At 55.5% G+C, this 25,634-nt stretch carries 31 protein-coding genes, 3 tRNA genes and 2 pseudogenes; 18 read left to right on the plus strand and 18 right to left on the minus strand.

Annotated features, from left to right (window positions below; genetic code table 11):
* Positions 1–251: 251 nt before the first annotated feature.
* From OQ287_RS13140 to OQ287_RS13160, 5 genes are all read right to left on the minus strand, one after another.
* Positions 252–827 carry a PIN domain-containing protein gene (locus tag OQ287_RS13140; RefSeq protein ID WP_265896739.1) on the minus strand — a complete coding sequence of 192 codons (576 nt, stop codon included), beginning with the start codon at positions 825–827 and terminating at the stop codon, positions 252–254.
* Positions 824–1,270, minus strand: coding sequence for a helix-turn-helix domain-containing protein (locus tag OQ287_RS13145; RefSeq protein WP_265896740.1), 447 nt, complete (start codon positions 1,268–1,270; stop codon positions 824–826). Before OQ287_RS13145 ends, OQ287_RS13140 begins: the two co-directional genes overlap by 4 nt.
* A 152-nt stretch (positions 1,271–1,422) precedes the next feature.
* Positions 1,423–2,478, minus strand: coding sequence for a phage portal protein (locus tag OQ287_RS13150; protein ID WP_265896742.1), 1,056 nt, complete (start codon positions 2,476–2,478; stop codon positions 1,423–1,425).
* On the minus strand, positions 2,475–3,314 hold the full coding sequence (locus tag OQ287_RS13155; protein WP_265896743.1) for a phage terminase large subunit family protein: 840 nt from the start codon (positions 3,312–3,314) through the stop codon (positions 2,475–2,477). Before OQ287_RS13155 ends, OQ287_RS13150 begins: the two co-directional genes overlap by 4 nt.
* Positions 3,315–3,544: 230 nt before the next feature.
* The gene (locus OQ287_RS13160) at positions 3,545–3,931 is read right to left on the minus strand and encodes a hypothetical protein (RefSeq protein ID WP_265896744.1); all 387 of its coding nucleotides are present in this window, start codon (positions 3,929–3,931) and stop codon (positions 3,545–3,547) included.
* Positions 3,932–4,063: 132 nt separating this feature from the next.
* Between OQ287_RS13160 and OQ287_RS13165 the strand changes: the two are divergent.
* The 6 genes and pseudogenes from OQ287_RS13165 to OQ287_RS13190 all read left to right on the plus strand — a co-directional run.
* Positions 4,064–4,615, plus strand: a pseudogene (locus OQ287_RS13165) (phage tail protein); the annotation flags it as partial.
* A 44-nt stretch (positions 4,616–4,659) separates the two neighbouring features.
* Positions 4,660–5,418 (plus strand): contractile injection system protein, VgrG/Pvc8 family, encoded by a 759-nt coding sequence (locus tag OQ287_RS13170; protein ID WP_322974130.1) that lies wholly within the window; start codon positions 4,660–4,662, stop codon positions 5,416–5,418.
* 81 nt (positions 5,419–5,499) lie between these two features.
* On the plus strand, positions 5,500–6,570 hold the full coding sequence (locus OQ287_RS13175; RefSeq protein WP_265896745.1) for a type IV toxin-antitoxin system AbiEi family antitoxin: 1,071 nt from the start codon (positions 5,500–5,502) through the stop codon (positions 6,568–6,570).
* Positions 6,545–6,901, plus strand: a complete 357-nt coding sequence (locus OQ287_RS13180; RefSeq protein WP_265896746.1) for a hypothetical protein — start codon at positions 6,545–6,547, stop codon at positions 6,899–6,901. Before OQ287_RS13175 ends, OQ287_RS13180 begins: the two co-directional genes overlap by 26 nt.
* Before the next feature lie 21 nt (positions 6,902–6,922).
* On the plus strand, positions 6,923–7,372 hold the full coding sequence (locus OQ287_RS13185; protein ID WP_265896747.1) for a nucleotidyl transferase AbiEii/AbiGii toxin family protein: 450 nt from the start codon (positions 6,923–6,925) through the stop codon (positions 7,370–7,372).
* Positions 7,373–7,710: 338 nt separating this feature from the next.
* Positions 7,711–8,220, plus strand: coding sequence for an RDD family protein (locus OQ287_RS13190; protein ID WP_265896748.1), 510 nt, complete (start codon positions 7,711–7,713; stop codon positions 8,218–8,220).
* Positions 8,221–8,276: 56 nt separating this feature from the next.
* On the opposite strand, the gene OQ287_RS13195 is transcribed toward OQ287_RS13190, so the two are convergent.
* Both OQ287_RS13195 and OQ287_RS13200 read right to left on the minus strand, forming a co-directional pair.
* Entirely contained in the window at positions 8,277–8,519 is a 243-nt protein-coding gene (locus OQ287_RS13195) for a hypothetical protein (RefSeq protein WP_265896749.1), read from the minus strand.
* Positions 8,520–8,524: 5 nt separating this feature from the next.
* Positions 8,525–8,725, minus strand: a pseudogene (locus tag OQ287_RS13200) (hypothetical protein); the annotation flags it as partial.
* Positions 8,726–8,858: 133 nt separating this feature from the next.
* Between OQ287_RS13200 and OQ287_RS13205 the strand changes: the two are divergent.
* Positions 8,859–9,275: a hypothetical protein gene (locus OQ287_RS13205; protein WP_265896750.1), complete on the plus strand. Its 417-nt coding sequence runs from the start codon at positions 8,859–8,861 to the stop codon at positions 9,273–9,275.
* A 271-nt stretch (positions 9,276–9,546) separates the two neighbouring features.
* Here the strand turns inward: OQ287_RS13205 and OQ287_RS13210 are convergent, their stop codons facing one another.
* Entirely contained in the window at positions 9,547–10,101 is a 555-nt protein-coding gene (locus tag OQ287_RS13210; RefSeq protein ID WP_250938555.1) for a cytochrome b, read from the minus strand.
* A gap of 153 nt (positions 10,102–10,254) precedes the next feature.
* On the opposite strand from OQ287_RS13210, the gene OQ287_RS13215 reads away from it, so the two are divergent.
* From OQ287_RS13215 to OQ287_RS13225, 3 genes are all read left to right on the plus strand, one after another.
* The gene (locus tag OQ287_RS13215) at positions 10,255–10,710 is read left to right on the plus strand and encodes a very short patch repair endonuclease (protein ID WP_250938553.1); all 456 of its coding nucleotides are present in this window, start codon (positions 10,255–10,257) and stop codon (positions 10,708–10,710) included.
* Positions 10,711–10,967: 257 nt separating this feature from the next.
* A complete protein-coding gene (locus OQ287_RS13220) occupies positions 10,968–12,275 on the plus strand; it encodes a flippase (RefSeq protein ID WP_265896751.1) in 1,308 nt (435 codons plus the stop codon).
* Positions 12,241–13,209 (plus strand): ATP-grasp fold amidoligase family protein, encoded by a 969-nt coding sequence (locus OQ287_RS13225; RefSeq protein WP_250938549.1) that lies wholly within the window; start codon positions 12,241–12,243, stop codon positions 13,207–13,209. The genes OQ287_RS13220 and OQ287_RS13225 overlap by 35 nt, the downstream gene beginning before the upstream one ends.
* A gap of 81 nt (positions 13,210–13,290) precedes the next feature.
* Here OQ287_RS13225 and OQ287_RS15360 read toward each other — a convergent pair whose 3' ends face one another.
* Positions 13,291–13,545, minus strand: coding sequence for an ogr/Delta-like zinc finger family protein (locus tag OQ287_RS15360; protein WP_350355176.1), 255 nt, complete (start codon positions 13,543–13,545; stop codon positions 13,291–13,293).
* A 265-nt stretch (positions 13,546–13,810) separates the two neighbouring features.
* Here OQ287_RS15360 and OQ287_RS13230 point away from each other — a divergent pair, with 265 nt between their 5' ends.
* Entirely contained in the window at positions 13,811–14,470 is a 660-nt protein-coding gene (locus tag OQ287_RS13230) for a LexA family transcriptional regulator (protein WP_265896752.1), read from the plus strand.
* A 167-nt stretch (positions 14,471–14,637) separates the two neighbouring features.
* The gene (locus tag OQ287_RS13235; protein ID WP_265896753.1) at positions 14,638–14,802 is read left to right on the plus strand and encodes a hypothetical protein; all 165 of its coding nucleotides are present in this window, start codon (positions 14,638–14,640) and stop codon (positions 14,800–14,802) included.
* Between the two features lie 255 nt (positions 14,803–15,057).
* Here the strand turns inward: OQ287_RS13235 and OQ287_RS13240 are convergent.
* From OQ287_RS13240 to OQ287_RS13265, 6 genes are all read right to left on the minus strand, one after another.
* Positions 15,058–15,133, minus strand: a tRNA-Thr gene (locus OQ287_RS13240).
* 21 nt (positions 15,134–15,154) lie between these two features.
* A tRNA-Gln gene (locus OQ287_RS13245) sits at positions 15,155–15,229 on the minus strand.
* A gap of 5 nt (positions 15,230–15,234) precedes the next feature.
* Positions 15,235–15,310: transfer RNA gene (locus OQ287_RS13250), tRNA-Phe, on the minus strand.
* Positions 15,311–15,406: 96 nt separating this feature from the next.
* Positions 15,407–15,676 carry an oxidative damage protection protein gene (locus tag OQ287_RS13255; protein WP_250938461.1) on the minus strand — a complete coding sequence of 90 codons (270 nt, stop codon included), beginning with the start codon at positions 15,674–15,676 and terminating at the stop codon, positions 15,407–15,409.
* 15 nt (positions 15,677–15,691) lie between these two features.
* Entirely contained in the window at positions 15,692–16,762 is a 1,071-nt protein-coding gene (gene mutY / locus OQ287_RS13260; protein ID WP_265896754.1) for an A/G-specific adenine glycosylase, read from the minus strand.
* 110 nt (positions 16,763–16,872) lie between these two features.
* Positions 16,873–19,206 (minus strand): AsmA family protein, encoded by a 2,334-nt coding sequence (locus OQ287_RS13265; protein WP_265896755.1) that lies wholly within the window; start codon positions 19,204–19,206, stop codon positions 16,873–16,875.
* 323 nt (positions 19,207–19,529) lie between these two features.
* Here OQ287_RS13265 and hisB point away from each other — a divergent pair, with 323 nt between their 5' ends.
* From hisB to hisF, 4 genes are all read left to right on the plus strand, one after another.
* Positions 19,530–20,123 carry an imidazoleglycerol-phosphate dehydratase HisB gene (gene hisB, locus OQ287_RS13270; RefSeq protein WP_284732788.1) on the plus strand — a complete coding sequence of 198 codons (594 nt, stop codon included), beginning with the start codon at positions 19,530–19,532 and terminating at the stop codon, positions 20,121–20,123.
* Positions 20,124–20,158: 35 nt separating this feature from the next.
* The gene (hisH, locus tag OQ287_RS13275; protein ID WP_250938455.1) at positions 20,159–20,800 is read left to right on the plus strand and encodes an imidazole glycerol phosphate synthase subunit HisH; all 642 of its coding nucleotides are present in this window, start codon (positions 20,159–20,161) and stop codon (positions 20,798–20,800) included.
* Between the two features lie 70 nt (positions 20,801–20,870).
* Positions 20,871–21,629, plus strand: a complete 759-nt coding sequence (gene hisA / locus OQ287_RS13280) for a 1-(5-phosphoribosyl)-5-[(5-phosphoribosylamino)methylideneamino]imidazole-4-carboxamide isomerase (protein ID WP_250938452.1) — start codon at positions 20,871–20,873, stop codon at positions 21,627–21,629.
* Positions 21,626–22,399 carry an imidazole glycerol phosphate synthase subunit HisF gene (gene hisF / locus OQ287_RS13285; protein WP_265896756.1) on the plus strand — a complete coding sequence of 258 codons (774 nt, stop codon included), beginning with the start codon at positions 21,626–21,628 and terminating at the stop codon, positions 22,397–22,399. Before hisA ends, hisF begins: the two co-directional genes overlap by 4 nt.
* A gap of 18 nt (positions 22,400–22,417) precedes the next feature.
* Here the strand turns inward: hisF and OQ287_RS13290 are convergent, their stop codons facing one another.
* Entirely contained in the window at positions 22,418–23,020 is a 603-nt protein-coding gene (locus tag OQ287_RS13290) for a YjaG family protein (protein WP_265896757.1), read from the minus strand.
* Positions 23,021–23,109: 89 nt separating this feature from the next.
* Here OQ287_RS13290 and OQ287_RS13295 point away from each other — a divergent pair, with 89 nt between their 5' ends.
* The gene (locus OQ287_RS13295; protein ID WP_265896758.1) at positions 23,110–23,472 is read left to right on the plus strand and encodes a gamma-glutamylcyclotransferase; all 363 of its coding nucleotides are present in this window, start codon (positions 23,110–23,112) and stop codon (positions 23,470–23,472) included.
* A gap of 26 nt (positions 23,473–23,498) precedes the next feature.
* Here OQ287_RS13295 and OQ287_RS13300 read toward each other — a convergent pair whose 3' ends face one another.
* Complete coding sequence (locus OQ287_RS13300; protein ID WP_265896759.1) at positions 23,499–23,792, minus strand: MGMT family protein; 294 nt, start codon at positions 23,790–23,792, stop codon at positions 23,499–23,501.
* 52 nt (positions 23,793–23,844) lie between these two features.
* On the opposite strand from OQ287_RS13300, the gene OQ287_RS13305 reads away from it, so the two are divergent.
* A complete protein-coding gene (locus OQ287_RS13305; protein WP_265896760.1) occupies positions 23,845–24,525 on the plus strand; it encodes a type 1 glutamine amidotransferase in 681 nt (226 codons plus the stop codon).
* Positions 24,526–24,583: 58 nt separating this feature from the next.
* Here the strand turns inward: OQ287_RS13305 and selD are convergent, their stop codons facing one another.
* A complete protein-coding gene (gene selD, locus OQ287_RS13310; protein WP_250938439.1) occupies positions 24,584–25,624 on the minus strand; it encodes a selenide, water dikinase SelD in 1,041 nt (346 codons plus the stop codon).
* Between the last annotated feature and the right edge of the window lie 10 nt (positions 25,625–25,634).

A 25,634-nucleotide genomic window follows, 5' to 3' on the forward strand; every position in this document is an offset into this window, starting at 1 on the left:
CGACGTTAAAAATGCAAGGAATCGCAAGGAAATCCATCCTGCAACCCCCTTCACGCAGCCCAGCAACAGACTGCCTTCAACCTACCTGCAAGGGCGCAATAAAACCGACCCATTTAGCGCGCAGGCGGGGCGGGGAGTCGATGGCGCGCCGAAACTATGGCGCATGAACATATAGTCAAATCAAGCTAGCTTGCTACCGCCACATAAAGAGCTGCTTTGAAAGCAGCTCGCTTTTCGCATAGAAGGTATTTTTAAAGGATCTGTATATAAGTGGCTAGCGAGTGCACGGTTTGTCCTAGCCCTTGTCGTCTCAAGAGACCCAAGTAGTCTCCGCTCGTAAAAGGAGGATTTTTAAGTGAGGCCCTATGCCCATGAGCTGCCTCCAATACTGCTGACTGGTCCAGGTCAAATAGATCATCAGTAAACTCATCAGGGTGAAGAGCTTCGATATCGAAATGGCTTAGAGTCTCTTGCGGAAAGTCTTTCAAATTGAAAGTAACGATGGTGCTGGCACTACAACGAATAGCCGCGGCAAGTACGTGGCGGTCGTTAGGATCTGGAAGCTCTAAGCCTTCAATTAAGTGTTCATAGCCTGTGACCAAGCTGTCTGAAACAGCTCTGTTCATAAGCTCCGAAGTGCGATCTAGCTGCTCTCGAGTAATGTCTGCCCTTCGATCTAACAAGTTACGCTTCCATTCCTCATGTATTTGCTCAGTCCACTTTGCGCGAAAGCTACCAGTTAGACTTAGCCTCATTAGAAAATCGCGTAGTGGTGCTGGATAAAATACGCAGGCATCAAAAAGCACCGTAAAATGGGATTTTCTCATTCGTACCCCATGCTTAGCTCCTGAGCCTGCTGGCTCAACTCGTCAAGCGCAGCTTCGCTACTTGCATTACGATTTTTCTTATATTCCATAAGGTCTGAAAACTTAACGCGACGATGCTTTCCAGTTCGATGAAAAGGAATTTCCTCGCTTTCAAGCAACTTAACCAGATGCGGCCGAGAGACATTAAGCATGTCCGCTGCTTCTTGGGTCGTAAGCTCTGCATGTACAGGAACAACTTCAACGGCATTTCCATCAGCTAGCTCCGCAAGGATATCCACCAACAACCGTAAAGCTGAAGCAGGCAACTGGACAGACTGTAACTGATGATCTCTATCAAGTATTTGAATTTGTTGCGTTTCAAAGCCGTTCGATACGAAGGCCGCTAAAGCACGCTGACCTTCCCTAGCAGCCAAAACCTCCTGCTCTTGGGGCAACGTAAGCATTGTACAAATCCTCGATCAATGAACAGTAAAATCTCCGTATACAATAAACGAAATAAACGAAAAAAGGGAGTGGAAAATTTCCACTCCCTTTTTAACTAAAGCTAGCCACCTCTCAACTAGTGCTAGTGCTAGTGCTACATCATTGAGTCGCCCTACTGATCTTTCCCACTCAGCTCATACGGCCTGAACCGCACCACCTCCTGCCCCACGATGTCATTGATCTCAAGAAACACCGACTGCAGCGGCTCCAGCTCGTTGGTCACGAACACCCGCGCCGCTTTTTCGATGTCGCCGAACCCGCCCGTATTGTTCGGAATGATCCCCATCAGCTGGGGCGGCACCCGGTGGCCTGCCAGCGTGTCGTCACGGGTGATGTTCTTGATGCCGGCGAACTCGTCTTTCGCCGCCACTTCACTGATCGGAATGATTTGCACGCCGTCTTTCTTGCCGTTTGGCGAATGCAGGAACAGATTGCGGAAGTTGCCGACGCCCTTGGAGTTCTTGAGCGCCTCGCGCATGGCGTCAATGTCCTCCTGGTTTTGTGCGGCATCCGAGACGTACATCACGAAGCCAGCGTGGCTGCCATTCAAGTAGTAGCGCCGGCGAAACAGCGTGGCGTTTTCGTTGAGCATGATCGACTGCAGCGCACCCAGATAATCCGGTATCCCATAAATCTCCTGGTTGATGTCCGGCTCGAGCAGATGAATCACCCCGCCGCGCTCGAACTCGACCGGCTGCTGCCAGTTACTCACCCACCAGAATTGACCGGGCTCGGTACCGCGCCGCACGTACCTGGCCCGCGCCGGGCGCAGTCCGATCACCCGGCCGAGCTGGCCGTGAATACGCTCGAGGTAGGCGTTACCAAACACCAGGTAATCAGTCACCAGCTCGCGGAACGCCTGGCGTCCCAGCAACGGATGCGGCACGAACGACCGTGTCAGGATATTGCGCTTCACCTGCAGACCGCTGCCATGATGCGCGGTCGCCCGATACATTTTAGCCAGCGCAGCCAGATCCACCGGCGGCTCATACCAGCGCGCGGTCAGCATCCAGCAGCCGGTGTAGAGAAAATCGGAAAGATCAGTGACAGGCACCGGCTCGCCGAAGGTAAACGCCTCGGGCCTTGCCGGTGTGATCGCCGGTGCTGTGGGCTGCTGCTCAAAATGCGCATACATGCGATGGCGTGGTTTGGCGGTAACGTCGGTCATCCGTAAATCTCCATGATCGAGCCACCGCGCTCGCCCTCGGCGAGAACGTCGATGGGCTCATTGCTGAGGGCGTGCATGGTGGCCCACGCCAGATCGGCGTGGCCGGTCTGGCCGTTGCGGCCAGCGGCATACGTGAACTGCCGACCGCTTGCGGTCAGCTCGCGGCGGATCGAGGTAAACGACTGCGCGATGATCGTGTCGCGGGCGTCGAACTCCAGCCGCCCGCGATCAATGATGTGCTGCGCCTGACGAACCAGCGCGCTCTTGCTGTCAGGGGTGTAGCGGTGCCGGGTGACGCGCGGGAACCACTTCGCGACCAGCTGCGCCACCGCATCGCCCATCCCGTTGATATCAATGCCGATGTACTGAACGTTATACCGGCGGCTGACCTCGCGGATGTACTCGGCCTGCGCCTCATAGTCGTGCCCCTTGAGCCGGTGCTGCTCAAGAATCCGGTGCCGGTCATTCCGGTTTTTCGCCGGGGCCAGCACGATAAGGCCGGCCCCATCACTGCCCTCACCCTCGCCCGCGGGGTCATACCCCAGCCACACTGGCTGATCCCCGAACGGACGCTGTGCGAACGGCTTCCAGTCACGCCAGATATCCCAGCTGTCGACCATGCAGCGCTGTATCGACATCATCGGGAACGCCGACTGGCTGTCATCGACGAATTCACACATCAGCAGGTTCGCGAACTCATCGTCACTGTATTCAAGCCGCAGTTGGTCGATGTCGAACAGATCGCAGCCCCCGGCAATCGCATCCTGAATCGTCACGATCTGCCGCCACTGACCATCAGCGCATCGGGCACCGCTGGCCAGTGCCGCATGACTCACATCGATGTCAACGCGATCCGATTTGATACTCGGCCACCGTTGACCTCACAGACAGCAGCGCACAACTATCAGGACAACTCGACCAGCCACTACACCATCACGATCAACGCCCCACCCGGGAGCGACGAGGATGCGATCGCGAAAGCCGTAAGTCACGAGCTAGATCGGAGGGCGAGGGAGAAGCAGTCGCGGCGTCGGTCGTCGATGTGGGACCGGGAGTGATTGATGAGTCAAAGATTTGACGTCTCATGGCCCATATGGAAAAGCCGCTCAAAAGACATATGCCAAGTACAAAAAACCACAGAAGCCACTTGTAACATCATTGATATTTCGTCTGAAAGGCCAGTCATCTTTTCTGAGAATGCAGATGCCAGCTGTCCTATAGCCATAAAAAGGCCACCTGCAAAGACCATTGCCTTGAACTGCCTATTGATAAATCCATTAGTGCTAAGCCCAAGTACAAGACCTACGAATATAAAAAAACCGGTGATATCGATGTCGGATAAGGCTGCTGAGAAATCGACGTAAAAGCCACTTTGAATAATCGGAACTGAGGCAAAAGCACCAACAGCTGTTAATAGCAGAAGTCCGATCAAACCCTTGTTTGTGTCATTCATTTCAGGAGGGCATCCTTTATGCTAATGGCTCTCGGAATGTTCGTATTTGAGACAAGTACGGTACCTTATTAGCAATTCCAGCGCCGCACCGAGTGGCGCCATGCCTCACAGTCCCGCGTCGGGGACCGGCCGACCTATCAGTTCCTCGGGCCGGGTACGGATACCATCACGCTGTCGGGTACGCTGCTGCCGGCGTTCACCGGTGGGCGCGTGAGCCTCGATCAGATCCGCGACATGGCCAATCAGGGCCAGGCGTGGCCACTGGTCGAGGGCACCGGCAAGCAGTACGGCCTGTGGGTGATTACCGGCGTCGATGAGACCTCGAGCACGCTGTTTCGAGACGGCGCGGCCGCCAAGATCGAGTTCAGCCTCACGCTCGAGCACGTCGATGATGAGCGCACCGATCTAATCGGGGATCTCACCCGCTACGGCGCGGCTGGCCGGGGCTTACGTATGAGAGAACAGCCGCAGTACCGCCGCCCGGGCTACCGCATCACGCTGGCCGGAGAAGACATCACGCCGCGCATCAACGGCCGCCTGATCGATCTGCGCATCACCAGCCAGCGCGGCCAGGAAGCCGACCAGCTCGACCTGACACTTACCGACCACGATGGCAAACTCGCACTACCGGCGACCGGCGACCGGCGACCGGCGACCGGCGACCGGCGACCGGCGACCGGCTGAGTGTAGCGATTGGCTGGCAGGAGGAAGGACTGATCGAGCGTGGCGTGTTCATCGTCGATGAGATCGAGCACAGTGGATCACCCGACCGGCTCACCATACGCGCTCGCGCTGCCGACATGCGCCACCTCCTGCCCGGCAAGCGCTCGCAAAGCTGGCATGACATCACCCTCGGCGATATCGGCGATACCATCGCCAGGCGGCACCAGCTCACCCCGGTGATAGGCAAGACACTGCACGGCATCCGCATCGGCCACATCGACCAGACCGACGAATCCGACCTCAACTTCCTGACCCGGCTCGGCCAGCGTTACGACGCCATCTCCGCCGTCAAATCCGAACGGATGCTGTTCACGCTGACTGGCGAAGCCCTCACGGCAAGCGGCACTGCCCTGCCCGGCGTCACCCTCACCCGCCGTGATGGCGACCAGCACCGGTTCAGCCAGACCGATCGTGACAGTTTCACCGGCGTCCGCGTGTTCTGGAACGATAAGGCAGGAAGTAAAAGACAGACGGCCATCGCCGGGGAAGGGGAAAAGTTCAAAGATCTGCGCGCTACCTATGCCTCAGAGGCTGACGCCCTCGAGCCGGCCAAGGCAGAGCTGCGCCGGATTCAGCGGGGCAAAGCTACGTTTGAACTAACACTGGCTCAGGGCCGCGCTGATCTAACGCCTGAAACGCCAGTGATGCTCAGCGGATGGAAGCCCCAGATCGATGGCACTGGCTGGTTGGTGACGGAGGTCGTGGATTCACTTAGCGAGCCTGGGTATGGAACACACATACGCTGTGAGACGAAGCAGATCTGATTGCGGGTCAACATTGTTTTGCTGTCCATTAATTTGATTTGTACATTATTAATGGACATGGATAAATAATGGACAAATCCAGTGGATGAGAAAACCGTTGCACAGATAGCACTGGAAGCATTCACGCGCGAAACAGGACTTCCAGGAACGTTACTTCAACAGAACGTTGAAGGTCACGACTGTAATGTCCAGCTAGCGCAGTATGAGCTGAACGGCGCCATCAAACGCTGGGCATCTCATAACCTGCCGCTTCTGCTCCAAAAATTCTCATCCAGCAAAGATGAGCTTCTGCTGGCTGATTACATTAATGCCAATGTGGCAAAAAAACTGCAGGCAGCCGCCATTCAGTTTATCGATATGGCTGGCAATGCCTTCATTGATCTGCCAAATCTGAAGGTGCGCATTAGAGGAAATAAGCCAGTCAACATTGTTGACCTTCCCGCAGTTAAAGCAGTAACCGCTGCTGGAGTGACTGCCAGTCTTGATGTCGTGACGAAAGCCGAACGTATCGACCGCGCTCTTCAGCCAAAGGGTCTGATGGTTATCTATCATTTGCTGACAGATAATAAGGCGCTTACGCGATCGATGCGTGATATTGCCCAGCATACCGGCGTTGCCCACGGTACAGTAGGCATTGTTCTAACGGCCCTTGAAAACGGTTTTTTCCTGAGACGTGACCGCAAAGGTCAACTGGTTTTCCATGACCGTAAGGGGCTTATCGAGCGCTGGGTGCAAGGGTACGCTGAAAAGCTGGCTCCAAAGCTACTGTTCGGCTATTTCCTGCATGAAGGGGACAAGCGGTGGGGTGATCCAGAAGTTTCAATAGTGCACGGTGCATGGGGTGGCGAAGTCGCCGCCCGCGAATACACCCAGTATTTACAGCCCCAGATTGCAACGCTTTACGTACCGGAACAATATCGAGCAGCCGTCATGCAGGAATATAGGCTGCGCCAGGCACCCAAAGGCACTGAACCCAACTTCAAGCTAATGCGAAACTTCTGGGATGATGGGTATGAGGAGCCAGGCACAAAATTTCGTCCAGAATCTACTGCATCACCCTTGCTCACCTACGCCGAGCTGATCGCCAGTGGCGATTCGCGCAATCTTGAAGCTGCCCGGATGATCCATGATAACGACCTCGCTTCGTCTTAAGAAGTCGATTGATCCGGAGACTCAAGCCATTCTGCGTGACGCACACACCGCCTGCAGTACAAGAGGGGTCGAATTTGTGCTTATCGGCGCCAAGGCACGGGATCTAATACTCCACCACGTCTATGGGGCTCCTGTTCAACGAGCCACGTTCGATGTCGACATTGCGCTCCAGGTCAGTGACTGGCCAGCCTTTCAGGCCGTGCGGGACGCCTTGATCGCACAAGGGTACAGCGCAACAGCAACAGAACATCGATTAGTGCATGAACCCGGGGGCTATATAGACATCATACCGTTCGGGGAAATCGCCAACGAGGAAGGCCATATCGCCTAGCCACCGGAGGGTACGATCGAAATGACCGTAACCGAATTCGAGGAAAGCTACCGCTCAGCGTGCCGCATTGAGTTCGATGATGAGCCCGGCCTTGTGCTTCCCGTCGCAAGCCTTGAAGGGATAATGATCATGAAACTGATTGCCTGGAGTGAGCGAGATCCAATAGTAAGCCGCAAGGACGCCGCCGACATCGATTATCTACTGGGCAACTACGAACGTATCGATGCTGATAGAGGTACGTTGTTTGAAACAGAATGGCAGTTTGTAATGCGCCGCTACGACTATAATATTCAGATAGCTGCTGCGTATCTGCTTGGCCATCGCGTACGCCAGATTGCCCTGGAAGAAACGTTGGAGGTGTTAGCCGCACTGCTCATCGAAGCATCGACATGCTTCTTACGGACATGGCGTGATCAGGCCGCCCCCGGGATGACTGCCAAACCTTGTTCGACGCATTCGAAGCCGGGCTAATGAACCGATAATCGCCACACCACTTAGTCCACCTCAAGCTGACGAATCAGCAGCCAGCTGATGAACCTTCGACATACTCATCCTGCACCGAATACCGCACCAGCAGTGTCGCGCCCGCATGAACCGCACAGCACTGCTCACGAGTGGATAATTTCTGCCACTCGACGCATTCGCCTTGAGTTACCTCAACGATGGCTTGTCCATTGGCCCTATCGATTTTGGCAGGGTCTTTTTTTATAGAGCACGTCTACTTTTCTAAAGTAGGGATGGGATGGGGCCGTTAAGCCTCTTTTAAGCGCATGGTGCGCATTGGCTTACCCCCTGACAGGAACCATTTCATGACCTACGCCGGCTTCTGGAGACGAGCGGTCGCCTTTTTCATCGACTTTTCTCTCCTTATGGGTGGAACCACTCTGGTTTCCGTATTCACTTTGTTCACGTTCATTTTTTTCCTGAGCCCTGATTACAGCGTTGCGCTGGAACAGGTCACCTACACCATGGCGAATAAACCCTATATATCACCATTGATCCATGCGACTGTCTTTTGGCTCTATTTCGCCGGTTATGAGTCCTCAAAACGTCAGGCTACTATTGGCAAGCTCGTTATGGGACTGAAGGTGTGCACACTGGATGGCCACCGGATCGGCTTCGGCCGTGCGAGTGCCCGCCACTTTTCCAAGTACCTGTCAGGATTGCTGCTTATGGTTGGATACCTGATGGGCGCGTTCACCAAGAAGAAACAGGCTTTGCACGACAAGATGACCCGGTGCGTCGTCATCAATGTAAAGGCGATCAGGATCCATGAAGAGCCGGTTCAGGCCGAACCGGTTGATGGTTTGCCTGCCTGAGCAGCGCATTCAGGCCTGTCAGCCTTGCCTGACAGGCCGGTGAACCCTCGATATACTCATGCTGCACCGAATACCGCGCCAATAGTGTCACCCCCTTCCAGATAGTGCCCGCATGCACTGCGCAGTACTCGATCGGCCTGCCCCTGGGGATTCGGTAACGCTTGCCATCCTTCCAGCCCGCGCGTTCCTTCCGCTTGCGCCACTGGATCAATCCATAATAGGAAGGTGCAGCGCACCGGACAGGTTTTCTGCCACTCTCTGAACTGCCGGTAATCCTCACTGGAAACACTCTGGCGCATGCCCGCTACTCCACCTGCCGAACCATGCTCACCACCACACCCAACACCTGAGCGTTACCCACATCATGGCCGTGGCTTCCATTGGCATCGCATAACATGGGGGTGTCATTAATCCGCCGCAGGGTTCGCACGACCAGCTCCCCTTCCAGCGCCACCACAACCCTGGCGCCATCCATTAGCGGCTGATTTTCATTCACTACAAGCCAGTCGCCCTCATGCCACTCACAGCCCTCGGCCTGGACTCATCTCGATACCACCAACGCCGTCACCGCGTTTCTGCTCACCCTGCCCCGGCCGGCAAGCCGCGAGGATGCTGTGGCCAGATGCTGTGCGCATCTGATGACCGAACATGACCAGCCCCGCGATAACGCGAGCATTCTGGCGCTTCAGGCCTACGCCGAGCTGGAAGCGGTCAACCGCACCGCATGGATCGATCTTGATGCCAGCACCGCAAACCTGCTGGTGATTCGTCAGTCAGATGGCCCCACCCAGGCACTTACCCTGACCGATCTGTTGCGGCTGGTGCGTCATGAGGCGCTTGCTCATCACACGGTGATGGCCCCCACCACGCACTCCCCCCTGCTTACTGCATTTCAAACGACACAGGAGGTCGTTATGGGTTCGCTCGCGCTGATTTCAGACAAAACCCCTGACAACACCGGCCCCCGGGCCGGGTTCAATTCCCGCCGCCTCCACCAAACACGAAAGCCGCTGTCGATGACAGCGGCTTTTTTGTTGCCTGAAATGAAGCCATGAACCAGGTAACTCCATGACAGTCGCTGATTGAAAGCTGCAACTTAGAGACGAAAACCTCAGGCTATCAAGAAGTGGATAAGCCCATGGCGCGACACATGCTGCCAGAGGCTATTCATTCGGCGACAGGTTAATGTAGCGATGTCGCTTTAGTATCTTGTGCCCGGCCCTCGCCGGGCTCTTTTTATGTTGGGCCCATCCCCCAGCACACGACAGCCCGTAAACGTCACTGGGCATGGGCTTATGAAAAATGACGCTGATCAGGGCCGCTTCCTTAAACGTCAGATTTCGGTTTTCCGACCATATGCGACAGCGTTGCATCCTTCAAAACATAATGATGATAAATCACCATGCTCATATGACCCGCGATTGCGGCCAGAAATGTCCATGCCATAACGCCATGCAAAAGATCTCCGGTCTTGTATGCCCACTGCAGTGGGTCATGAACTCCCCAAAGATGCCCTCCGAAAAAGACAAGCGGTTTGCCTGCGCCATACACAAGAAGCAGCCCCAGTACAGGCGTGACAAGCATGAAGCCATATAAGGCCATATGCCCATACGCAGCCCATTTGCCCGTTTTATCCAATGCACGAGGGCGATTACGAAAGCTCATTAATCCCCAGACAGCTCTCATGAGGGCCAGGGCCAAAATCAGTACTCCTACCGAGAAATGTGTACCTCGCCAGGCACTCACCCACGACAGGTTGCGACTGAACAGCTCAGAGATGACTATGCCGCCGATCTGCCAGAACAGAAGCGCTGCCATGGACCAGTGAAACATGCGGCTCACCAATCCATAGCGGTAACGATTATCGGTTAAAAGGCTCATTATTGTTTCCTCTTTTCACAAGAGGCCATCAATAGCATTCCAGAATTAAGGAGAGCTTATACACCTGCAGGATTCCTTCTAAAAAGGGTGCCGCATAAAGCCTCAAACCGACCCATACTGTGCCACTTGATGGCACGTGAAGAGGAGAAATTCATGGTCGATGTAGTCGATGGCGCCACCCGTTCGAGAATGATGGCAGGCATCAAGGGCAAGAACACCCAGCCGGAGTTGACCATCAGGCGCTTTCTTCATGGCAATGGGTTACGTTATCGCCTTCACCGCAAGGACCTGCCCGGAAAACCTGATCTGGTACTGACGCGACACAACCTGGTAGTTTTTGTACATGGATGCTTCTGGCATCGGCACCCGGAGTGCTTTTATGCAACCTCTCCTGCGACACGGAAAGCATTCTGGCAGGAAAAGCTACAGAAGAATGTCGAGCGAGATCAACGCCAGATAGCACTGCTGCGCGAGGATGGATGGCGAGTTCTGGTGATATGGGAGTGCGGCATCAGACATTGCAGAGAACAGCTGAGCGAGGTTCTGGAATGCGTTCACAATAATGAACCTGAACAACAGTGGCCCACCGTACCACCGCGACAAAGGTAAGCGCCTGATGGGAAACCGCTTTCCCAAAACACGACCTTTTACACTCGCCGACTGGCAACGCTGACGCTGATTTTTAAAAACACCTAATGTACTCTAACCATACTTTGAAGAACCTCGATGGCGCTCAGGCAGAAACAGGTATAAAGCCTGCTAACAAAGCACATATGGCACATCCCCGAGCGCGTACCAGTGTCATCATAAGACATGATGGAACAGCTTGATCCAATAGTCTTTCCTTACCTTTCACTTTGAAGCATATGCAAACCGTTCGCGCCAATACCCTCTGGATCCTGTTCGAGAAAATATTCTTTGTTCTGGCCGGAATCTTCGTCAATGTTTACGTAGCACGATACCTGGGCCCCGAATTGTTCGGTGTACTGGGCTTTTCGCTTGCCATGACGGGCTTGATATCGCCTTTTACGACACTTGGCGCCAACAACATTGTCTTCAATCGGCTGTCTCGCAACCCGGTAAGTGGTCTGCGCCTGCTGAAATCCTCTGCGCGCCTGCGCGCCATCATATTTGTCATGATGGCGTCCCTTTTCAGCCTTTTTGCGTTGTTTTACTTTGAAAATGCTGAAAAAAGAAACGTTTTCCTCATCATCCTGTGGGGCAGCTTTTTTACCACCAACGATGTATACCAGGTTTTTTTCAACGCGCGACTGGAATCCAGAATCAATACCCTGTGCCAGAACTCGGCGTTACTGGCCTCGGTCGTTTTAAAACTGGCATTTGTTGCCGCCAAGCTGTCCGTGACCGCCTTTGCTCTGGCAAGCATTGCTCAGTGGGCCACCTCCTACCTGATGAAACGCTATTTTTACGAGCGTAACAGCGATGTATTACAACAGCGCGATGTACGTGGTTCACGTCGCCATGCTCGATATCTGTTAAGAGTAGGCCTTCCCCTGGCCTTCTCCGGACTGGCCATCGTTCTATATACCAAGACCGACCAGATCATGCTGGGCATGCTCGTCAATCACGAAGCGGTCGGGTACTACACCGCCGCCATCACGCTGGCGCAAGGATGGATCTTCATCCCACAGGCCATCATTGCATCCTATATGGTCGGCATCAGCCAGAGCTCAGGCAATACACGCCAGTTTGATGCAAGAACAAAGGCCCTGTTCAGCAAGGTAATATGGATGTCACTTCCTGCCTCGCTGGCGCTGTCATTATCAAGCCCCTGGGCAGTGTCCCTGATTTATGGCGAAAGCTTTACCCCGGCCACTGACATTTTGTACATCAGTGCCTTCAGCACGCTCTTTTCGGCCATAGGCACCATCAGCTACCGAACGATTACCGTGCTGGGAGGCTATCAGTTTCTTTTTTACAAGATGATGTCAGTAGCTCTGCTCAACATCGTCCTGAATTATGTACTGATCCCGATTTATGGAGGCGCCGGCGCAGCCATCTCGACACTGTGCGCCGAGATACTGTCGTCTGTTGCCTTCAACCTGTTTTTCCAAAAGGGCCGCATACTCAAACTACAGCTCAAGGCCTGTGTCACCTTACCGATGATGGAGAAGACCGATGCCAAGGATAGCACCGGGCAAAACCCGCGATAGCTCGGATATCAGAGCCCGCGACAAGACACGCAGCCTTCGGCAGCTGGGGAAACGTTATAGCCCACGTCGCGCCCTCGATGCGTTGATGGCTGTACTGCGCAGCAACATCATGAACTCCCTGTCGGACCGGCTGCATGTACCGCTTCGCTACAAACGCGCCTTCGGGGAATTTCCCAACCTGCGCAACCCGAAAACATTCAACGAGAAAATCTGCTACAGGAAACTGCATCCCGAGCCGGTTTTTTCAATTCTGAGCGACAAGGTGGAAGCAAGAAGCTATGTAAAACACTGCATTGGCGAACAGAACCTGACGCCATGCCTTGGTGTAGCTCGCCAGCTCACCCCGGAATTATTCGACGAACTTCCCAACCAGTTTGTGATGAAGGCCAGCCATGGGTCAGGGTTCAACCTTCTGGTTGACGACAAGCGTCATGTTACATTCCCGGAACTCTACAACCTGAGCCAGAAATGGCTATCCAGCAATTTTTATACGGTTTGTCGTGAAAATCAGTACAAGCCCATCGAGCCTCGACTGATCTTTGAAAAGTTGTTACTGGATGAGTCCGGCAAGGTTCCGAAGGATTACAAGTTCCATTGCTTTCAAAAGCCAGGCGAAGAACCCGTCATTTACATAGAAATCAGCCATGACAGGTTTACCAATTATCGCGTGGATTTTTATGATTCTGACTGGAAGCTGGTGCGGGTACGTGAAGAACGTCTGGACTCAGGCATTGAGCTTGAAAAGCCGCATAATCTCGATGCCGCCATGGAGCTGGCCTTGAAGCTTGCCAGGGGATTTTCATACGTCAGGGTTGATTTCTACCTGATTGGGGATGATATCTATTTTGGTGAAATGACCTTCACACCGATGGCTGGCCTGATGAAGTTCGACTCTCGCGAACTGGATGAACAATGGGGTGCCCTTTTTGATTAATAGCCTGAGCAGGCAAACAACCCTTTGAACAAGAGAGATCTGCCATACAACAGATCTCCCCCGCACTTTGCCTTACAGGTTTCAGGACGAAAGCTGTTTCAGCATCCGCTCCTTTAACTTGGGCGCCATTGGTAGCCTGATATCCGGATTGGGATGCAGACTAAAGGTCAACGTTTGCGTCAGCTCCAGTGCCAGCTTGCCACGCCATCCACAGTCAGGATTCTGACATTCCACTACCGCCTCTCGGTATATCGGCGTTAGCTGCTGGCTTTTACGAATTCTTGCAAAGGCACCGCAGTGAGGGCAGCTGAGACGCAAGTTGCTTTTACGATCCATAATTGACACCTCCAATTCCCCGATTCGAGCATCCAGTTCCTGGTACTCGTTATTATCAATAACGCTAATGTTGCCGATCGTGCTTTTTAGAATTCGCCCGGCGGACAGCCTCCTACAGATAAGGTATGCTCCTTTAAGTTCAATGAAGCATACTCGAAGACTATTTACATATTGGGGAATAGTCAACTATTGCAGGAATACTATTGTCATGAATACGCACCAGCAAATAGCCCCTATGACTATCTCGGCCTTGATAATGGAACGGATGAAGACCCTTACAGGCCTGACTTCTGACTATGCACTGGCCAAACGCTTCGGAAAATCCACAAGTGCCATTCACAATTGGAGAAAGCGAGGTACGATACCCATTGATGAATGCATTCAACTTTCAGTTCAGTACAACGTTAGCCTCGATTGGCTAGTGCTGGGCAGGGAAACTACTGCCGACTCCCCACCCAACGAATCATCGACCTATAGCGAACCTGTCGATGCAGAAGTGCGTTACCAGCAGCAGGATTATGCCGGCGTACCACTTTATGACATCGAAGCCGCGGCCGGCTCAGGACGCCTGTTCGACGATGAGCATGTCATATCCCACCTGAGTTTTCGGCGAGACTGGATTACTCAGGAAGGACTGCACTTGAAGGATCTGGTAGTCATCCGGGTGCGCGGAGACTCCATGGAAGGAACGCTTAAAAACGGAGATACCGTGCTGGTCAACAAGGCACTGACCCGACCAGATGGCGTGTTTTTAATTCGAGTCGGAGATGAGCTACGCATCAAACGACTTCAGCGCCTGTCCGATGGCTCACTGCGCCTGTCATCGGACAACACCCATTACGCGCCAGAAATCATCCATCCTGATGCACTCGGAAACGTTCATATCATTGGCCACTGCCATTGGCACAGCGGACGCGTTGCCTGAAGCCCCGCATCTCGGGGCCTTGCAACAGCCGACGATAACACGCACAACCCGCCCGAATTATCATGGCCAATACCTTCCCGCCCCTGTCAGTGGATATGTAATGCTACTCGTATTACCACTATCCAAATTGACCGTACAAAGCATGGTTTTTGAGAACCGGACTACTAATGAAACTTGAAAAATCCAATCCTCATTATCCAAACCAGACCATCCATAAAAAATCATTTAAAAACAATATATTACGAACAACTCCCACCAAAAGACCATATGCTTTAAATAATTTTCGACCAGCCCTTGCCACTGCTGCCGGCATTTTTCATAGCGAAGTCTGAAAAAACCATACCGCTCAATCAGTTTGCTGGAAGCAGCCTGTAAAGAATGCCAGCGAATAACACGATACCAGGCACCACGCACGAAGATCATTCACATTCGCCTGGGTAGCAAATTGCAGAGTGCGAGAGCCATAGACTGAAAATAGTGGCAGAGAGACTTCTCCACCCTGACCATGCAGGTGATACAGACACAAAAAAACCGCCTTCAAGGGCGGTTGATTTCATTCCAGTTCACTACTTGGACTGGAAGATTAATGGTGCCGACACCAGGAGTCGAACCCGGGACCTACTGATTACAAGTCAGTTGCTCTACCAACTGAGCTATGTCGGCACTGCATTAAAATGTGTTGACTGGCTGGGGTACCAGGACTCGAACCTGGGAATGCCGATACCAAAAACCGGTGCCTTACCACTTGGCTATACCCCAGCAAATGGTGGCCAGAGACGGAATCGAACCGCCGACACGGGGATTTTCAATCCCCTGCTCTACCGACTGAGCTATCTGGCCGTTGCCAACGGGAGCGAATTAAATAGAAAATCGCCTTTGCGGTCAAGCCTTTTCCGGAAAAACTTTTCAACTATTTTCAAATCTCCCCGCCAGCCCTTATTTTTCGGGGGGTACGTAGCCTTCTGCAATATCGGTCGGCTCGTTATCGAGAAAGCGCTCCATCTGCTCCATCAGGTAACGGCGCGCATCCGGGTCAAGCATACTGAGGTGTTTTTCGTTGATCAGACGTGTCTGAAGCTGCTGCCATTCTTCCCAGGCCTGCCTGGAAACCGTCTCGTACAGTGTCTGCCCCTTGGGACCCGGCAACGGCGGAGCCATCATGCCGTCCATTTCCTCGCCGTATTTACGACACATTACCTTGTGCATGAAAAAAACCGTCCCTTATCCGTGAGAATTTGCAAAGTCGCATTGCGCCAGCAGTGCCTTGACCGGCGCGGCCAACCCGAGGGTGGCAGGTGAGGCTGGATCATACCAGTCCTGTCCGTCACCTCGCAGGACATCAGAGCCACCCTCCCAGCGTATCGGGCAAGGGGTAATCGTCAATCTGAAGTGGCTGAACACATGAACAAAGTGAGTCCAGAATGTGAGGCGGCCTGTATCGCCCGGCAAGGCCTCCTGCCACGCCGATAATGCCTCCAGCGAGTCAAACTGAGGCAGACTCCACAAACCGCCCCACAACCCCCTTGCCGGCCGTTTTTCAAGAAGCACCCGGCCATTCCTGTCATGAAGCAATGCAAACCAGGCCTGCCGTTCGGGAATCTGACGTCTGGGCTTGCTGTGGGGATACATCTCTTCCTCGCCTTCGGCATGCGCCTGACAGGCATCCTCCAGCGGACAGAGCAGGCAGGCAGGCCTCTTCCGTGTACATAGCGTGGCGCCCAGGTCCATCATCGCCTGCGTGTAGTCTGCAGCGCGCTCGGAAGGCTGTAATTGCTCGGCCAGCCCCCAGAGCCTTCTCTCGACAGCCGTCTGCCCAGGCCAGCCTTCCACGGCCCTGTAGCGTGTCAGCACCCGTTTGACGTTACCATCAAGGATAGGAGCAGGCTGGTTGGTAGACAGGCTGATAATGGCGCCTGCAGTTGAACGGCCAATGCCAGGCAGCGTCATCATGGCTTCGACACTTTCCACCGGGAAGTGCCCGCCATGAGTGCCAACCACACACTGGGCAGCGCGATGAAGATTGCGTGCTCGGGCATAATAGCCGAGCCCTGTCCAGAGGTGCAGCACCTCATCCTCGGGCGCTTCGGCTAATGCCTGCACATCCGGAAAGCGCGCCATGAAACGGTGGTAGTAATCGATCACTGTCGCTACCTGGGTCTGCTGCAGCATGATCTCTGACACCCAGACGCGATAGGGAGTGCGCTGCTGCTGCCAGGGGAGGTGGGTCCGGCCATGTCGGTCGAACCAGTCCAGTACGCGGGCCTGAAAGTCATCAGCCGCCAATTCGGTCATCAGGCGGTATCCTCACATGAAAGTTAAGAGTGACAGTATGTCAGGCCATGGCACAGACATAAAAAAAGCGCCGACAGGGTCGGCGCTCAAGACTGGCTTTCAAGGATTGCTCATTTAAATAGACCATTGATGGCATTCTTTAGTTCCTGAGCAGCTCCTTCTCCGAGCTTGTCGTTGATCCTTTGCCGGGTTTTATCCCCCAGACCGCGCTCAACTTCTTTTTGAAGCTTGCGTTTGACTTCGCTACCGGCCAGTCCGGCAAGGGACGCCTGGAAACCATTACGGTCAAAGCTGCACCAGGAACCGGGCTCATCGGAAAAGGCACCCTGGCAGTGCAGCGGAAAATCGACCTTTTGAAACTTGTCGCTGACCTTGCAGGCTGCCGGGTCCGCAGTATTGATAAAACCGGCGTTAATGGCGTAGTCAAACCGAGAAGTCGGCAGGTTGGCCTCACCGGCCCCACTGAAACGAATCCCCGGGATATCCAGCCGGAAGTCATCGTTGTGAGCAATGCCGTTTTTGATGACGAACGTGCCTGAAAGCGCGTCAAAAGGCGTATTATCAGCCCACTCGCGCGCCGACGTACTACTGCTGACTGCTGCTACCACCTGACACATGCGCTGTGACAGATTCTGCCCCAGCAGTGCCCCATCCGTGACCTTGAACTGCGTACGACCATCAAGATTGTTCAACAGGCTGTCACGCTGATTGGTCTGTGAAGTAAACGTGCCATTCATCGCCAGAGTACCCTTGATCGGAGCCGTCTTTTGCAGGGCATCAGCAAGCAGTGGCTCCAGCTTCACGCCCTCAAGGGTATCGGTCATTCGCCACTGAATAGGGGCCTTGCGTACATCCAGCCCTCCCTTGATCAATGCCTTGCCACCATAAAGGTCCGCAGACAGATGCTTCAGGGCATGCTGACCCTTACTGCCCTCTACCAGCAGCGATACATTGCCTAGTGAAAGCTGTTTGGCTGTCATCTGATTGATCGACAGGGAAAGCTTCAGGGCTGCCTGGCGCAGCCAGTCCACGGGAACCAGCGCAGACTCTTCCACGGCCGCATAGGCAGGTGACACCAGCAGATGTTTCAGTGACGCAGTTTTTTCCTCCTTCGCCGCAACCGGTGCAAGATAGCGGTCGAGATCAAAGGACTGACCCGCCAGCGTCAGAGCAATACGCCGACCATCAAGGCCCATCGCAGCCTGTCCATTGAAATTCTGATCATCCAGTGACACATCGAGCCCGGAAAGCATCAACGTGTTCATGTCACCCTTGATCGGCGAATCAAGGGCAATGCGCGTCAGGGCCTGATTATCGGCGCTGGCCAGCGTGGCACCTGCATGCTGCTCAAGCCATTTACGTAGATTGAACGGGGCAAGCGTCACCTGACCTTCATAGGCCGGCGCCTTGTCGAGCCCGGTAAGGGCAAGATGCCCTACCAGCCGAAAATCGTTATCACTGGTCAGCGACAGATCCGACACCGATGCCGTGCCCTTTTGCAGGTCGGCCCGTGCCGAAAAATCGAGGCCAACGGGGATGGCATTGTCGCCACTCCGGGGCAGATACGCCTCACCATCCAGGCTCACGCCATCGACCTGATAAATCTGCTGACCCGGATCCGCCGACACCCGAGCAACAGCAAGATCCAGCGACTGCTCACGATCACCGCTCAGCTCGGGATAACGGGATGTGGTATTGGCCACCAGGTTCTCCAGGGTGTAACTGGAGTTGGCCAGATCGGCACGGACACGGCTTTTCAGGGAAACATGTGTCACAAATGCCGGCGAGGTACTTTCAAGATCGAAGGCCATGCTGAGCGGGAAGAACTGGCCCGGCACCACATTGGCCCCCTTGAGATCCAGCTCACTCAGGGTGTAATTCGCTCCGCTGGCTGCATCGCTGTAATGAACGCGCCCGCCGTTGATGGCAAGGCTCGCGATATCAATGCCCAGCGGCTGATCAGCGGCCCTTGACGGAGAAACAGGCTTTTTCGGGCGTTCCTTGTCATTGGACAGGGTGCCACGTGTTTTTGCCATGTGATCAACAATCTGCTCCCAGTTACCCCGTCCGGTGCCGTCACGCTCAAGATCGAGCTGCAGCCCACTGACATTGATACCGTCAACCGACACATCGCCAACCAGCAGCGACGAGAAATCCACTTCAACATCGGCCTTTTCAACCGAAGCGAAGGGCGTACTGCCTGCCCCCGCGTTCGGCAGACGCGCCGACGCATCCTCGATGGAGACCCCCAGGTGTGGATAAAACGACCAGCTCAGAGGCCCATCCAGGGAGAGTTCAAGCCCGGTCTGGGCCTTGACCGCCTCCGCCAGACGCGGCTTCAGATCATTCGGGTCCAGAAAGGTCGTGACATAAACCACCCCGCAAACAAGCAATAATGCCAGCGCACCGACCGCGGCCAGCAGTATGCGAAACAAAGCTTTCATACGGTAACTCCCTTACCATCACCTGCTGTTGTGCAGACAGGCGTTCACCCAGGCCGATACCGACCCCGATTCATGTCGTCCCTTACCCTGGCGCTACCCATCTAACATCGTCCATGTCACAAGAGACTGAACCTTGCGCGAACCTCTCCGGGTTCTTTTTTACAACGCACCACAAAAAACCACACAGACATGGCCCCGAAGCAGCGATTACCAGTGTAGCGGATGCAGTGGCCCCTTCTCTATAATGGATCCTTATTGCATACCAGCATCCAGCCGAGGCTGGTTTACTCACTCCACCGGAGATGCCGATGTCCCGCCCTGATCTGGACGCCCGTACCGCTGAAATCACTCGCAACACGTCGGAAACCCGTATTCGTGTACGTATCAACCTCGACGGCGAAGGGCGACTTGATGCCTCGACCGGGGTGCCATTTTTTGAACACATGCTGGATCAGGTAGCACGCCACGGTCAGATTGATCTCGAAGTACACGCTGACGGCGACCTGCACATCGACGATCACCATACCGTTGAAGATACCGGGATTGCCCTGGGACAGGCCTTCGCCGAAGCACTGGGCGATAAAAAGGGAATCTATCGTTACGGCCACGCCTATGTACCGCTGGATGAAGCCCTGTCACGCGTTGTCATCGATTTTTCCGGTCGCCCCGGGCTGTTCATGGACGCCGAGTTTACCCGCGCAACCATCGGACGATTCGACACCCAACTGGTATCCGAGTTCTTTCAGGGATTTGCAAACCATGCGCGTGCCACGGTGCACATTGACAACCTGAAAGGCCATAATGCCCATCATCAGGTTGAAACCATCTTCAAGGCCTTTGGCCGGGCCCTGCGCATGGCAGCCGAACACGACCCCCGCATGACCGGGCGCATTGCCTCCACCAAGGGCAGTCTTTAACACCGCTTTTCAGCCGTGACGAATCGGGAGAACACATGACCATCGCCGTCATCGATTATGGAATGGGCAATCTGCACTCTGTCGCCAAGGCGCTGGAACATGTAGGTGAGGAGCGCGTCACCATTACGCGTGACCCTCGAGCCATCAAGGGCGCTACCCGGGTGGTACTGCCAGGCCAGGGCGCCATTCGCGACTGCATGAGCGAGCTGGAACGCGCTGAACTCAAGGGCCTGGTCAATACGCTGCTGGCCGATGGCGACAAACCGTTTCTGGGTATTTGCGTCGGTCAGCAGATGCTGATGACCCGAAGCGAGGAAAACGGCGGAGTACGCTGCCTGAATTACCTGCCCGGATCAGTAAAGCACTTTGCGACCGACATGACCGATGCAGATGGTCAGCGCCTCAAGGTTCCGCACATGGGCTGGAATCGTGTTGATCAGACACATATGCACCCACTGTGGGAAGGCATTCCGGCCGGCGAGCGATTCTATTTTGTCCACAGCTACTTTGTAGCTGCCGAGCAGCATGCCGATGTCTTCGGCACGACCACCTATGGGCACCATACCGCTCACATCGCGACCGGCCGGGACGCCGTTTTTGCCGTACAGTTTCATCCGGAAAAAAGCGCAGCAGCGGGTCTGAAGCTTCTGGCCAACTTTGTCGAATGGTCACCCTGAGGAGCCGACGCCGAGTCATGCCGTTTCGCCACCATCTGCTGCACTTGCCACAACGATAAAAGGGACACACATGCTGGTCATACCTGCCATTGATTTGAAAGACGGCCACTGCGTTCGCCTGAAACAGGGCCGCATGGACGACGCGACCGATTACGGCGCTGACCCCGTAGCCATGGCCAGGCGCTGGGTGGAGGCCGGTGCACGACGTCTGCATCTGGTGGATCTCAACGGGGCCTTTGAAGGCCGCCCCGTCAATGGCGATGCCGTGACGGCCATTGCCCGAGCCTATCCGGACCTGCCGATACAGATCGGCGGTGGTATTCGCTCGCGGGAAACCATTCAGTACTATCTGGACGCTGGCGTCAGTTACGTCATCATTGGCACCAAGGCAGTCAAGGATCCTGACTTCGTGACCGACATGTGCCGTGAGTTCCCCGGCCGTATCATTGTCGGCCTGGACGCGCGGGACGGCTTTGTTGCCACCGATGGATGGGCCGAAGTATCCACCATCAAGGCCACCGAACTGGCCAGACGCTTTGCCCATGACGGCGTTGAAAGCATTGTCTACACCGACATAGCTCGCGATGGCATGATGCAGGGGGTCAATATCGAAGCCACCGTCGCCCTGGCAAGAGAAGGCGGCGTGCCCGTGATCGCGTCCGGCGGAGTGACCAACATGGATGATATCCGAGGCCTGGCTGCCGTTGCCGATCAGGGCCTGCTGGGCGCGATCACCGGCCGCGCCATCTATGAAGGCTCACTTGATGTGCGTGAAGCCCAGGCCCTGTGCGACGCGTCTACAGATGACACCTCGAAGGAAACCTCATGACACTGGCCAAACGCATTATCCCCTGTCTTGATGTAGACCGCGGTCGAGTGGTCAAGGGCATCAACTTTGTCGGCATACGGGATGCCGGCGATCCGGTCGAGATCGCCCGGCGCTACAACGAGCAGAATGCTGACGAAATCACGTTTCTCGATATTACCGCCAGCCACGAAGGCCGCGGCACAACCCTTGAAATGGTCAGCCATATCGCCGGAGAAGTCTTTATCCCGCTGACAGTGGGTGGTGGCATACGCACCTGCGACGATATTCGTGCCCTGCTCAACGCCGGCGCAGACAAGATCTCGATCAATACCACAGCCGTTACCAATCCGGATTTTGTCTACGAGGCATCACAGCGGTTCGGCAGCCAGTGCATCGTGGTCGCCATCGATGCCAAGCAGGTCAGTGCACCGGGAGAGCCGCTCAAGTGGGAAGTCTTTACCCACGGCGGGCGTAACACCACGGGGCTGGATGCCGTGGAATGGGCTCGCAGGATGGTCGATTATGGCGCTGGCGAAATACTGCTGACCAGCATGGATCGAGATGGCACCCGTCAGGGGTTCAACCTTGAGATGACACGAGCCATCAGTGACGCCGTCACCGTACCGGTCATTGCTTCCGGCGGCGTCGGATCACTGGATGATCTGGTGGCCGGCGTCAAGGAAGGCGGCGCTGATGCCGTGCTGGCCGCCAGCATTTTCCACTTCGGTGAGCATACCGTGGAAGATGCAAAACGCCACATGGCAGCACAGGGCATCGAAGTCCGCCTGTAGTGCGTTTCTACCCCGGCATCAGGCCGGGGTATCATCATCGAGCGAGAGGCCGATGTTGCTGACCCCCTGATTACGGGCCAGCCGGCGCAGACGCTTGAGTCCCTCACGGTCAAACCGGGTCTCCTCGACGGCTTCGATCAAGGCCTCGGCGAATCCGGTTTCATCCACCATCAGCGGATGCTCATCCAGCGAATCATCCTCGGACTCCCCTTCGCTGTACTCGATGAATCGCGCTACTCCGCCTGCGGACAGCCGCAGTGCCTCCAGCGCTGTCTGATGCGGCTCGGCCTTCTGCAACCCGTCGAAACAACTGGCCAGCGCCATGGTGACATCCAGGGCAAGCCGTGCACCAAAACTCTCATCCCTGTCAGTATCCGGTTCCAGCGCCACCAGTTTTTCCGCCTGGCGCTCAAAGTCGATCGTGGCACGGCTGGGGCCCAGCTGTTCCCAGATCAGGTCAATCATGACACGGATACGAGCAGCGTCTCCGGTACCGCTGACGTCGGCGTACAAGACATAATTGGGCAGCATCCGCTCGGTCATCCCTGCCGCCACGCCAAGGGCCTGATCGGCACTCAGGGCCAGAATACGCGTACGCGTTGCGGAATCCGGAAACCTCATGCGCCATTCTCCTGATGGTAGAAAAACGTCATCATACACTGAGTGTGCTAGCTTGAAAGGCTCGAACTCCAGGCTTGAGGACAGGGGTCATGCCGCGACTGTTTGTCTACGCTCATCTGCTGCGAACCGCCCCATTGCACCACCTGCTCGATGGTGCTCGGCTACTGGGGCACCACCGTACCACCACTTCCTTTACCCTTCTGGAAACAACCTGCGGGGTGTGTCTGTCGCCGGAAGGCACGACCCCCATTGATGGAGAAGTCTACTCTCTCACTTACTCGCACCTGAACGCACTGGATGAGGCGCTGATCAACACCCACCCCCTGCATCGCGCCGAACTCGTCACCCCGTATGGCGAAGCATGGTATTACGCGCTCGATCCGGTCCCCATGGATGCCGTGGCCCTGCCTCACGGCGACTGGCTTGCCTGGCGAGCAAGGCAGCGCCGATGAACGCAGCCGGCCAGTGCTGTTCAGAATCAGGGCCAGAAAAAGTGCGTTGGAATCCGGCCACGCTCATCAAACACCACCCCCTCGGCCCGAAGCCGTTCATGCTGAACGGCAGCACCACTGTGGTCAGCCAGCACGCCCCCGGCACGCACGATGCGAAACCAGGGCAGTACGTGATCCGACGGCAGGCTTCGAAGCACCCAGGCAACGTAGCGGGGCGTCGCCCCGTCCGTCATGCCGGCGATGGTACCGTAGGTAGTCACCCGACCAGGCGGGATTTGAGCCATTATCGTAGTAACCTGTTCTTTTACCTCATCTTTCACATGACCTCCTGCTGGCTGTCTGCCAGTGGGTTATTCATCATGGGCCTATCATATGCATATCTACTTTTTACAGCACAGTGATTATGGCACGCCCGCCCGTCTGGCCGACTGGCTGACCGGCATGGGCCATAGCTACAACATTTGCGCCCTGCATCGCGGCGAAGTTCCCCCGCGCCCGGAAGATGTTGACGGGTTGATTGTTCTGGGCGGCCCCATGGGTCCGCATGATGATGAAAGCCATCCCTGGCTCAAGCGAGAGCGCAAGCTGATCGATCGCTTGCTTAAAAGCAGCAAACCACTGATGGGTGTTGGGCTGGGAGCGGAACTGATCGCTGATGCGATGGGAGCCGTGGTATCACGGGCCCCCCGAGCGGAAATCGGCTGGCATGATATTACGCGCAGCGACGAGGCCGAGCTGGCCCTGCCTCCAGCCTTTTGCCTGTTTCAATGGCATACACGAATTTTCGGACTGCCGGATGACTGCGCGCCCATAGGCCACAGCGCCGCCTGCCCTGTTCAGGGCTTCAGCTGGGACGATAATCGGGTCATTGCCCTGCAAGGCCATATCGAGGCCACTCGAGCCTGGGCACAGGCACACTATGCCGCCCTTACCTTGCCGGAAGGCTTGTCCAGTCAGGACGAGGCTACCGCACTGGAGCAGCCTCGCCTCTTTGATCACCTTGCCCCGCTTCTGGACAGGATCATGGTGGCCTGGACCGAATCGGTCGACTGACCATCCGGCCCCTGCCATGCCTACAGGTGCATGCATGGCAGAGCCCCTTCCGGTTCCGTTATCCCATCACCCGCAATACCGGCTCGTTGTCACGGGCCGCGGTGCATTCGCCAAATGGCGTCAGGGTCAATCCGAATTCACGTCCCGCACGTTCAACATCATCATCCCAGGCCGGGTCTACCGCGATGAGCAGGCCGCCTGACGTCTGCGGATCACACAGCCACTGCCAGTGGGCATCATCCATGGGGTGAAGGGCCGACCCCAGCGCCTTGAAATTGCGTGCCGTGGACTCCGGAACAAGCCCCTGCCGACGGTATCCTTCTGCCACCCTGAGCCGGCCGATACGACTGAACTCGATACGGGCATGCACACCACTGCCATGACACATTTCATACAGATGGCCGGCCAGCCCGAACCCGGACACATCCGTCATGGCATTCACGCCCTTGATCCGGGAAAGTGCCGCACCAATGACGTTGGGGCGTAGCATGGTCTCGGTAGCAAAGCCATGATGCTCCGGATCCAGCTTGCCCTTGCGACCGGCTTCGTTCAAAAGCCCCACGCCGATCGGCTTGGTCAGATAGAGCTTGTCACCAGGGCGCGCACCGATATTGCGCTTCATGTGCTCAAGCGGCACCATCCCGCTGACTGCCAGCCCGAACATGGGCTCGCTGGTATCAATCGAGTGCCCACCCGCCAGTGCCACGCCCAGCTCACGACATACTGCCTGTGCACCGGCAACCACATCGCCCGCAGCACGAGCCGGTAATACATCGACCGGCCAACCCAGAATACCGAGTGCCATGAACGGCTTGCCACCCATGGCGAACACGTCACTCATGGCGTTGGTGGCAGCTACCCGTCCGAAATCGAAGGGATCATCCACCATGGGCATGAAAAAATCCGTGGTGGATATCAGCCCCTGGCCATTACCAAGGTCATAGACAGCGGCGTCTTCGTGGTCCTGGTTGCCAACAACCAGTCGGTTATTGATGGCACCCGGACCCGCGTTGGCCAGAATGGAGTCGAGTACATCCGAGGCAACCTTGCAGTCGCTGCCGGCATGACGGCTGTACTGGGTCAAACGAATGGAAGTCATGGCACATCCC

The sequence above is a fragment of the Larsenimonas rhizosphaerae genome (assembly GCF_026240105.1).
In the GTDB taxonomy this organism is placed as follows: domain Bacteria; phylum Pseudomonadota; class Gammaproteobacteria; order Pseudomonadales; family Halomonadaceae; genus Larsenimonas; species Larsenimonas rhizosphaerae.